Raw genomic sequence first — 10,133 nt, forward strand, 5'->3', positions numbered from 1 at the left:
GGCGGGGGAGAAGGTCCCTCTGCTCCCGCGCGATGCCGAGGTGGTGGGGCTGGCCGTTGCCGGTGCCATCCATGGGCGGACGTATAGCGACCCGCCGAATATCCCGTGGGATGTGGACCTTGCCGGGCGCGACGCGCTGCTGTGTAAGGACTTCACCCTCATTAACGACTTTACGGCGCAGGCCTGCGCCTGCATGACGCCCGTCTTTGACGAGGCGCTTCTCATCCTGCCCGGCAAAGCCGAACCGGACACCACGCGCGCCGTTATCGGTGCGGGCACAGGCCTTGGCATGGCCGCGCTGGTCCCCGACGGCGCGGGCGGCTACCGCGTGATGCCCACCGAGGGCGGCCACAGCCTCTTCCCCTTTGTCAGCCGTGAGGAATTCGACTTTATGGACTTTGTCCGCGACAGGACGGGCCGCCGGCAGGTTATCGGCGACCTTGTGGTGACGGGCCTCGGGCTGAGCCTGCTGCATGAATTCTTCACCGGCGAACGCCTCGCCCCGGCGGAAGTGACCGCGGGGTTTTATTCCAAGTCCAAGATTCTGGCGTGGGCGGCGCGCTTTTATGGCCGCGCCTGTCGCAATTTTGCCCTGAGCACCCTTGCCCTTGGCGGAGTGACCATCAGCGGCGGCGTTGCGGCCCGTTCGCCGGAGCTGGTGACCCATCCCGCCTTTGGCGACGCCTTCCGCTTTTCCGAAACTCACGCCGCTGTGATGGAACGCATCCCCGTACTGCTGAACGCCAATGAGGATTCAGGGCTGTGGGGCGCTGCGCATGCGGGGTTGCATCATTTGCGTACTGGCGGACATGTGACCTAGCGCTGTTCCAGCCGTGGAGTGTATTTCGTCCACAGTGCCTGCTGTCTGCCTGAAAAAGGCGTGATTTATCCCGTGTATTGTGTGGGTGGTATTGACTTTTTTTCTGTATCACCATACCACAAGACAATGAGTGTTCTTCGCATGTTAACGTGTTGACGCACTGAGGGGGATGCCTTGAAACGCCTCATTCTGGGTACGCTGGTACTCGCGGTGGTAATCGGTGGAGGTCTGCACAGTGCCCGGGCCACAACGCTCGGCGAACTGCTGCCCGGAATGATTGCGGAGCACGAGCGCCTGCACGCCGCGCAAAGCCGCGAGGACGCCGCGCAGTACCGCCTGCGGCAGGCCCGCGCCGCATGGTATCCGCGCCTCGACATCACGGGCGACGTCACCAAGGAAAACATCGAAAAGACCGGCGTTGCCGGAACGTCCCTCGGTCGCAATATCGAAAAGCTGCGCGCCACCCAGCTGCTGTGGGACTTTGGCCGCACCAACAGCATCATCGGCTCTAGCCGGGCCGGGTACGAGCTGTCCGAGGCCGAACGCGTCGCCGTCCGGCAGGCCCTGATTCAGGAAGGGGTCGCCGCCTACCTCAACTGCATCCGCGCCAGCAAGGTGCTGGCCTTTGCCCTCCAGTCCGAAGAAAACATTAAGCACCAGACCGGCATAGAGGAATCCCTCGTCAAGCGCGGCGCTGGGCTGTCGTCCGACGTGTTGCAGGCCAAATCGCAGCTTGCTGGCGTGGCCGCCCTGCGCGTTGTGGCCGAGGGCGACCTCGTCAACGCGCGCAACCGCTTCCGCGCCGTGTTCGGGCGCGATGTCACCGCCGACGAGATTGAATCCTTCATCCGTCCCGATGTCCCCTACGACAACGTGCCCGTTACGCTGGAGTCCGCCATTGCGCAGGCCATCAGCGATAATCCGAATCTGACCATGCTCCAGAAGAATGTGGACCTGACCGAGCACCAAATCGCCAGCGCGCGGTCCATGTTCTACCCCAGCTTCAATGCCTACGGCGAATACTGGCGCAAGGAGAACGACTCCGGCGTTGAGGAAATCAAGATTGAGCAGCGTGTGGGTGTGGAATTTGCCTACAACATCTTTGCCGGTGGCGGCGACATGGCCGCCCTGAGCGCCGCCAAGAGCGACAAGCAAAACGCCGCCAATTCCTTGAAGGATCAGGAGCGCACCATTGAGGAAGTGGTCCGTGTAAACTGGCAAAACCTGCTCACCGCCCGCGCCAAGGCCGAATGGTTCCGCAACCAGGCCAATATCGAAGCGGAATTTCTGGAGCTGGCGCGCAAGGAACGCAAGCTGGGCAACCGCTCCCTGCTCGATGTGCTCACCGCTGAGGTCAACTACAACAACGCGCTGAGCGGAGCCATCTCCGCAGAGGTGGATCAGGACCTTGCGGCATTCAATCTGCTGTATGCCATGGGTGAGCTGGAGCTTGACCTGTTCGCCGCGCCCTAGCGCCCACCACGGTGGGTGACGCGCCCCAAAGCCGTTTGTGCCGGGCGCTCATCTGCGGCCCACGCACGGATCAAACCGGCAGACTGCATGCCACGGCATGGGCCTGTCGGTTTGTTGCATTTGGACCAAAGGAGGTCCCCCTCTGCCCCTCGCCACGCCGTTTCCTTCCCTGACGGGGCATCTGGCCCGCCATCCCGCCCGCGCCGCTGAATTGCTGGCGGCCTCTCTGCTTATGAATCTTTTGGCCCTTGTGGATACCGTGTTTGTGATGATTGTGCTGCGGCGGTATGTGGCGCATGGTCTGGACGGAACGTTGTATCTGCTGGCCGGGGGAACGCTGGTGGCGGTGCTGGTGCTGTGGGGCGTGCGCCGGGCGCGGAATCAGCTGGCCGCTGCCATGGACATGGGCCGCGCCGAAGCGGTGGAGGCCCGGACCATGGAGCATTTGGTTACCGCGCGGGTTTCGGGGCTGGAGGCGGAGAGCGTGAGCGGGCGGGGCCTGATGAGCGATATTGCCGCTGTGCGCGCCGCCCTTGGCCCGCAAAATCTCTGCGCCACGTTGGACGCGCCATTTGTGGTGCTGTTCATTGTGGCCGTGTGGATGCTGCATCCGATGATGGCCGTGGTGGTGGCTGTGGGCTGCGCTGTGGCCTGTGGCGGCGGGATGTGGACGGCGCGCCGTGGTGTGGCGCTTGCGCCGCGCCTTGAGCGTGCTGCGGACCGGGCGCAGCGTGTGGTGGCCAATATGACCGACGCGGGGGAGACCGTTCGCGCCTTTTGCGGCGGGGCGCTGGTGCGCGGCGCATGGACCGCCGCGCACCAGCGCCTTGCGCAGCTTCGGCGCGCTGCGGCGCATGTGGGCGGCACCGGGACCGCGCTCACGCAAGGGGCGTCCGCGCTGCTGCGCGTTGGCGTGTTTGGCATTGGGGCAACGTATGTGGTCCGGGGCGGGCTGTCCGTGGCGGCGCTTATTGGCGTCAGTATGCTGGGGGCGCTGGCCCTTCGCGGCGTGTCGCAGTCAGTGCAGGCGTGGCAGAGCATCATGCGGGGGCGGCAGGCGTGGCAGCGGCTGGAGGAATTTTGGAGCCTGCCGCGCGAGGAGGAGCAGGGCGAGCCGCCGGCGCAGTGGTCCGGCGCGCTGCGCCTTGAGGACGTGAGTTTTGCATGGCCGGGGCGCAGTGCGCTGTTCTCGGGACTGTCCTGCCGCGTAGGCTCCGGGGACATTGTGCTGGTGACGGGACCGAACGGCGCGGGCAAGACCACGCTCCTTCGGCTGGTGGCGGGGCTTGTTGCGCCGCAGGGCGGGGCGGTGCGGGTGGAAGGCGCGCGTTTGGCGCAGGTGCCTGCCTCGTGGTGGCGGCAGCAGATATGCGTCATGCCGCAGGAGGCCGTGTTTTTGGACGGCACCATTGCCGAGAATATGACCCTTGGCCCGCCGGGCGAATACGCCGTGGAAATGCAGGCCGCACTGGGAGCAGCAGGGATGCGGCGCTTTATCGATACCAGCGAGCATGGCGTGTCCGAGGTGCTGACCGGTGGCGGGGCCAAGCTCTCGCGCGGGATTCGGCGGCGGCTGGCCCTTGCGCGGGCGCTGGCGTCCGGTGGGCGCGTGGCGCTCTTTGACGAGCCAACGCAGAGCATGGACGCCGAGGGGCGCGCCTGCGTGTACGCGGCGCTCAATGCCATGGCGCGGGAGGGGCGCACCATTCTTGTTGCGTCGGACGATCCGCATATCCGCAAGGGCGCAACCTGCATGCTGGACCTTGCTGACGGCGCATTTACGCGTGTGCGCGCCGCCGCCCGGTCCGCCCCCGCGTCCGGCGCGCAGGAGGTGCGGCAATGAAGGAGATGACCGCCCGCCTGACGCAGGCCGCGCCGCTGACCATGCGCCTTTTGGCCGCGACGGTGTGCGTGAATGTTTTGTCCTTTGCCTCGCCGCTGTTTGTGATGCTCATCCTTGGGCAGTACACCAATACCGGATTTGACGGCACCCTTGTGACCTTTGCCGTGGGCATGGTGCTGGCGATGGCCTTGCAGGTGGCCTTGAAGCAGGTGCGTACGGCCATGGCCGCCGCCGTCAGCGAGGCCCCGGACGAGCGCCTTGCCGCGGGGGTGGCGGATGTGCTGACGCGGGCGCGCATGGGCGCGCTGTGGCGGGTGCCGGAGGCGCTGCGGCGGAGCATCCCCGCGCATCTCGACGCGGTGCGCAAGGCGTACAGCGCCACCAGTATTACCAGCGTGCTTGATGCGCCGTTCTGCCTCGCGTTTATTGCGGCGGCGTGGTGGCTCAGTCCGTGGGTTGGGGCGGTTGCCCTTGTGGGGGCGGCGGCGCTGCTGGGGCAGGGGCTTGCCGCAACGCGCGCGCAGCAGCGCACCATGCGCGAGGCCCAGCGGGAGGACATGACCCTGCGCGGCATGGTGGACAGCGCCCGGCGCGGCGCGGATACCGTCCGTCTGTTTGGGGGCGGCGTGTTTGTGCAGGAGCGCTGCGCGCGGCAGGGGGCTACGGTTCGCGGCCTGAACATGGCGGTGGAGCGCATGCGCCTTGGCGGTATGAATGCGGCCATGACGCTTCCCGTCTTGGCGCGGGTGGCGGTGTACGCCGTGGGCGCAAAGGAAGTGGTGGTGGGCAACCTGACCGTGGCGGGGCTGATTGCGGCGAATATTCTTGTTTCGCGGGCGTTTGTGGTTGTGGCGCAGTTTGTGGGCACGGGCATGCGGCTGGCGCGGGGCAGACAGGCCCTGCGCGATATCCGCGAGCTGTCGCGTGTGCCCCTAGAGGCGGGCAGCGGCACCGCGCTTCGGCAATTTTCCGGACGTCTGAGTCTGCGGGATGTCGCCTTTGCCTACCCCGGCAGCAGTGCGCCGCTTTTTGAATCCCTCACCGTTTCGCTGCCGCCGGGGACGGTGGCCGTGGTGCACGGGCCAAGCGGTGCGGGCAAGACGACCTTTGCACGGCTGCTGACCGGGCTTGTGGTGCCAACGCGCGGCGATGTGCTGGCGGACGGCATCACCCTGCGTCAGCTTGCCCCGGCGTGGTGGCGGGCGCAGGTGGTGTATGTGCCGCAGGAGCCAACGTTCGTCAGCGGCACCCTGCGCGAGAATATCACCCTCATGCGCCCGGACATGGACGACGAGGCCGTGGCGGAGGTGGTGCGGCAGTGCGGGCTGACGGCGCTTGTGGCGGACCTGCCGCAGGGGCTCCAGACGCCGCTGACGCAGGCGGGGCGCACGCTGTCCTATGGCATTCGCCGCCGCGTGGCCCTTGCCCGCGCGGTGACCACGCAGGGGCGGCTGGTTGTGATGGACGACCCCTTTGAAGGGCTGGACGAGGACGGCGTGGTCGTGGTGTCGGCAGTGCTGCGCGACTGCGCGAGGCAGGGGCGGACCATCGTTGTCTGCGCGGACGCGCCGGATGTGCTGACGGACGCGCATGTTCGGCTGGACCTTGGACGCAAGCCGGAACCGGAAATTGTGTGGGCCGCCTCACCCGGGCGGCAACGCAGGAAGGAGCAGAGCGCATGACGCAGACGCCAGTACAGCCAGAACACGACGCCGACAGTGCGGCGCGGCGCAGTGAACGGGCGGTCCGGAGCTTTCTGTGGCTGTGTGTTGTGGGCGCGGCGGTGTTTGTGCTCTGGGCGGCCATCTTTCGGCTGGACATTGTGAGCATGGCGCAGGGCGAGGTTATCCCCAGCACCAAGGTCAAAAGCGTGCAGCACCTGGAAGGTGGCATTATCCGCGAGATTTTGGCGCGCGAGGGCGACGCCGTGGAGCAGGGTCAGCCCCTTGTTATTTTGGAGGAGACGTCCACCGGCGCCAGTGTGGAGGAAATAGCCATCCGGACGACCTCTCTGACGGCGGAGGTGGCGCGCCTTGATGCGCAGGCGCGCATGCTGGACGCCCCGGCCTTTCCTGATGGCTTTGCCACAGCGCATCCCAAGCTCGCGCGGCAGGCGACCACGCTCTTTGAGGCCAGCCGCCGGCGCCTTGAAAGCGAACTGACCGAACAGCGTGAAAACATCATCCAGCGCGAGCAGGACGTAAAGGAAATCCGCGCCCGCCTCAGGAACAACCGCCAGAGCCTCACCCTTGTGCGTGAGCAGGTGGCGCTGTCCGAAGAGCTTCTGCGCGATAATCTGACCACCCGGTATAAGCATCTGGCCTACCTGCGTGAGCAGTCGGAGCTTGTCAGCCGCATAGAGCAGGACCGCGCGGCCCTGCCGCGTGCGCAGTCGTCCCTTGCCGAGGCGCGTGAGCGGCTGGTGCGCCTTGAGCGCGCTTACCGCGAGGAGGCGCAGCAGGACTTACGCAAGGCCCGGCAGGAGTTGGAGGAGTTCTCCCAGCGGCTCAAGAAATTCCGCGACAGTCTGCGGCGGACGGTTATCCGCTCCCCCGTGGAGGGCGTGGTGAAAACCCTGCACGTGGTGACGCGCGGCGGTGTGGTGCGTCCGGGCATGACCCTTGTGGACATTGTGCCCTCAAGCGACAGGCTGGTGGTGGAGGCGCATTTGCCCATTTCGGACATTGGCTACGTGCAGGAGGGGCAGAACGCCATTGTACGCCTTGCCTCGGCGGATGCGGCGCGCTTTGGCAAGCTGGATGGGCGCGTGGTGCATGTGAGCCCGGATACCTTCACCACGCCAGAGGGGCAGACCTTCTACTCCGTGCGCATCGAGACCGAGGGCGACGGCTTCTCCCACGGCGACTTTCAGTACCGCCTCATCCCGGGGATGCTGGTCATGGCGTATATCCATACCGGTCAGCGCACTGTGCTGGAATACCTGACGGACCCCTTCCTTGGCGCCATGGGGCAGGCCATGCAGGAGCGATGACTATGCGCGTGCTGCTGGTGCATCCCAATTTTCCTGCGCAGTTTCGGCACGTGGCGCGGGCCCTTGGCGCGGATAGTGCGACGACGGTGGTCTTTGCCACCACCAACCCGCGCCCGGATTGGACCATCCCCGGCGTGAAGAAAGCGGTGTTCTCTCCGGTCAAGGCCAAGGCGGAAGCAAAGGATGGCGACGCCCATCAGCAGGCCCTGCGGCGGCTGGTGACGCCGTTTCGCGACGCCGCCGCGCAGGGCGAGGCCATGTACCGGCTGGCCCACAGGATGAAGCGCTCCGGCTTTACGCCCGATGTCATCTACGCCAGCTCCGGCTGGGGGCCGAGCCTCTACCTCAAGGACGTGTGGCCCGAGACGCCCCTCATGTGCTATTTCGAGTGGTTTTATGATCCCTTTGGCGAGGACGCATGCTTTGGCCGAAAGCCTCCGCCCAAGAAGGGGCTTGCCCCGCCGCAGACGCTGCGCTCGCGCAATGCGGCAATATTCAATGACCTGTGGGCCTGCGAGCAGGGCCTCTCGCCCACGCTGTGGCAGCGCTCCCAGTTCCCCAGCGAATACCATCATAAAATGGCCGTCCTGCACGACGGCGTAAATACCAACCTCTTCCGTCCACGGCCGGGGACGCCCATGCAGTTGAAAAACTGCGACCTGTCCGGCGTGCGGGAGGTCATTACCTTTGCCGGACGCGGCATGGAACCGTACCGGGGCTTTCCGCAGTTTCTCACCGCGCTGGAAATGGTCCTGCGCCGTCGGCCCGGGGCGCACGCCGTCATCGCCGGGTCGGAACGGGTGTGCTACGGCACCCCGCACCCCAGCGGCAAAAGCTATAAGGCCATCATGCTGGAGGAACTGGACCTGCCGCAGGACCGCGTCCACTTTGTGGGGGCACTGCCCTACGGCGAGTACCGGCGGATGCTGGCGGCGTCCTCGGTACATGTGTACCTGACGCGGCCCTTTGTGCTGTCGTGGTCAGCCATTGAGGCCATGGCCAGCGGCTGCTGCCTTGTCGTTTCGGATACGTCCCCCGTACGCGAGGCCATGCGTGATGGCGAGAGCGCGCAGTTTGTTGATTTTGCTGACCCGAAGGACATTGCCGCAGGCATGGAGCGGGTGCTGGACGATGTGCCCTATGCGGAGCGCCTCCGGCGCGGCGCGCGCGAGACAGCCGTCAGCCGCTACAGCTTGGAGCATGTGCTCCCCATGCACTTGCGCCTCATCGGCAACACCGCGAACCGCGGCAAGGTGGTACATGGCGCGCTGGACAGCCCGGACCGCCCTGAAACTGCGCCCCCGGCGCGGGCAGAGGGGCCGGTGGCGAAGGGCGGCGGATGATGGCCTCCGGCGCCTAATCCAGAATAACGGTGCTGACGTCCACAGCGTATTTTCGGATGCGGTTGTGCACCGTGCCCCGGCTGACGCCCAAGAGGCGCGCGGCGGCGGCCTTGTTGCCGCCTGTGGCGCGCAGGGCGGACACCAATTGCGCGCGTGGGCCTGCGGGGTGGTGCGGGGCCCCTTCGCGTGGTGCGGCGGGGTTGGCGGGGCCAAGCGGCGGGGCGCTTTGGGCGTGCTCTGCGTCGTTATGAGGCTGGGGCGTGGTGGCACCCGCTGGCGGCGGGCATGCCGCGTCTGCGCCCATGAGGGAGGGCGGCAGGTGTTCCGGCAGGATGGGGCCAGCGTCCGCGATGACGCAGGCGTATTCGAGGGCGCTTTTTAGCTCGCGCACGTTGCCGGGCCAGCGGTGGGCCATGAGGCGGCGCATGGTCTCGGGCGCTATGCCCGCAATGTCCGCGCCGGAGCGCTGGCTGATGTCGTGCAGGAAAAAGTCCGCCAGCAGGGGGATGTCCTCGGCGCGTTCGCGCAGGGGCGGAATATGGATGGGGATGACGTTGATGCGGTAGTAGAAGTCGCGCCGGAAGCGGCCCTCCTGCGTCAGGCGCTCCAGATTGCGGTTGGTGGCGGTGATGATGCGGGCGTCTACGGTGATGGGGCGGTTGTCGCCAACGCGCTCGATGCGTTTGCTTTCCAGAACGCGCAGCAGCTTGACCTGTATGGACAGCGGCACGTCGCCGATTTCGTCCAAGAAGATATCCCCACCGCGTGCGGCCTCAAAGCGGCCTTCGCGGTGGCGGATGGCTCCGGTGAACGCGCCCTTCACATGCCCAAAGAGTTCGCTTTCAAGGATGCTCTCGTTAAGGGCGGCGCAGTTGCACTGGATGAACGGCCCGTCACTGCGCGGGCCAAGGGCGTGGATGGCGTAGGCGGCCAACTCTTTGCCGGTGCCGGATTCGCCGGAGATGATGACCGGCGCGTCCGAGGCTGCGGCCCGCTCAAGGATGCCGTAGAGGCGCTGCATGGCCGGAGCATGCCCCACCATGCCGTGAAAGCCTGTGTCGAACAGGCGGGTGAGCTCGTCGATGCGGCGCTTTTGGGCGTCCAGTTCGGAGATGTCCGTCAGGGTTTCCACCGCGGCAATGACGTTGTCGCCGTCCATGAGCAGGCGGGCGTTTTTGATGACGGGGACGGAGGCGCCGTCCTTGCGGATAATGCGGCAGCGCTTGCGCGGTTCGCGCCGGGTGTCGAAGAGCGCGCACCAGTGCTCGCGCCCCTTCTGGCGGGAAATGGCGCAGACGTCGCACTGGAGCATGGTGCAGGGCTGGCCTGTGAGTTCCTCGCGGCTGTAGCCCGTCATGGCGGCCATGGCCTCGTTGACCATGCGGATGCGCCCGTTGGGACCGATAATCATCAGCCCCTCGGCCATGGTCTCAAGAATATCTTCCAGCGAGTTCTTGATGGGGTCGATGTGCATTTATTGGACACCTTTTGAACGTATGTTTGAACAGGTGTAAAAAATGTGTACCACGGCCTGGACGCTGTCACAAGGGAGCCATGCGGCGGGAGTCCGCACGGGGCGGGGATTCATCATCAGTGGTCCCCGGGGCTTGCGTTTCGGCACATACCCTGCAAAAATCAGGACAATAGGAAAAGTCTCAAGAT

Annotated in this window: 7 protein-coding genes; 6 read left to right on the plus strand and 1 reads right to left on the minus strand. The window is 65.9% G+C overall.

What is annotated here, in order from left to right:
* The 6 genes from ACY69P_RS09475 to ACY69P_RS09500 all read left to right on the plus strand — a co-directional run.
* On the plus strand, nucleotides 1–820 hold an 820-nt coding region (locus tag ACY69P_RS09475), incomplete at its 5' end, for a glucokinase (RefSeq protein ID WP_462327287.1).
* Nucleotides 821–994: 174 nt separating this feature from the next.
* The gene (locus ACY69P_RS09480; protein ID WP_459898843.1) at nucleotides 995–2,293 is read left to right on the plus strand and encodes a TolC family protein; all 1,299 of its coding nucleotides are present in this window, start codon (nucleotides 995–997) and stop codon (nucleotides 2,291–2,293) included.
* A 97-nt stretch (nucleotides 2,294–2,390) separates the two neighbouring features.
* Nucleotides 2,391–4,136 carry an ATP-binding cassette domain-containing protein gene (locus tag ACY69P_RS09485; protein WP_462327288.1) on the plus strand — a complete coding sequence of 582 codons (1,746 nt, stop codon included), beginning with the start codon at nucleotides 2,391–2,393 and terminating at the stop codon, nucleotides 4,134–4,136.
* The gene (locus ACY69P_RS09490) at nucleotides 4,133–5,818 is read left to right on the plus strand and encodes an ATP-binding cassette domain-containing protein (RefSeq protein WP_462327289.1); all 1,686 of its coding nucleotides are present in this window, start codon (nucleotides 4,133–4,135) and stop codon (nucleotides 5,816–5,818) included. Before ACY69P_RS09485 ends, ACY69P_RS09490 begins: the two co-directional genes overlap by 4 nt.
* On the plus strand, nucleotides 5,815–7,128 hold the full coding sequence (locus ACY69P_RS09495; protein WP_462327290.1) for an HlyD family type I secretion periplasmic adaptor subunit: 1,314 nt from the start codon (nucleotides 5,815–5,817) through the stop codon (nucleotides 7,126–7,128). The genes ACY69P_RS09490 and ACY69P_RS09495 overlap by 4 nt, the downstream gene beginning before the upstream one ends.
* Before the next feature lie 2 nt (nucleotides 7,129–7,130).
* Entirely contained in the window at nucleotides 7,131–8,471 is a 1,341-nt protein-coding gene (locus ACY69P_RS09500) for a glycosyltransferase (RefSeq protein ID WP_462327291.1), read from the plus strand.
* Nucleotides 8,472–8,484: 13 nt separating this feature from the next.
* Here ACY69P_RS09500 and ACY69P_RS09505 read toward each other — a convergent pair whose 3' ends face one another.
* The gene (locus tag ACY69P_RS09505) at nucleotides 8,485–9,945 is read right to left on the minus strand and encodes a sigma-54 interaction domain-containing protein (RefSeq protein ID WP_462327292.1); all 1,461 of its coding nucleotides are present in this window, start codon (nucleotides 9,943–9,945) and stop codon (nucleotides 8,485–8,487) included.
* Nucleotides 9,946–10,133: the final 188 nt, after the last annotated feature.

The organism is Desulfobaculum sp. (assembly GCF_054921475.1).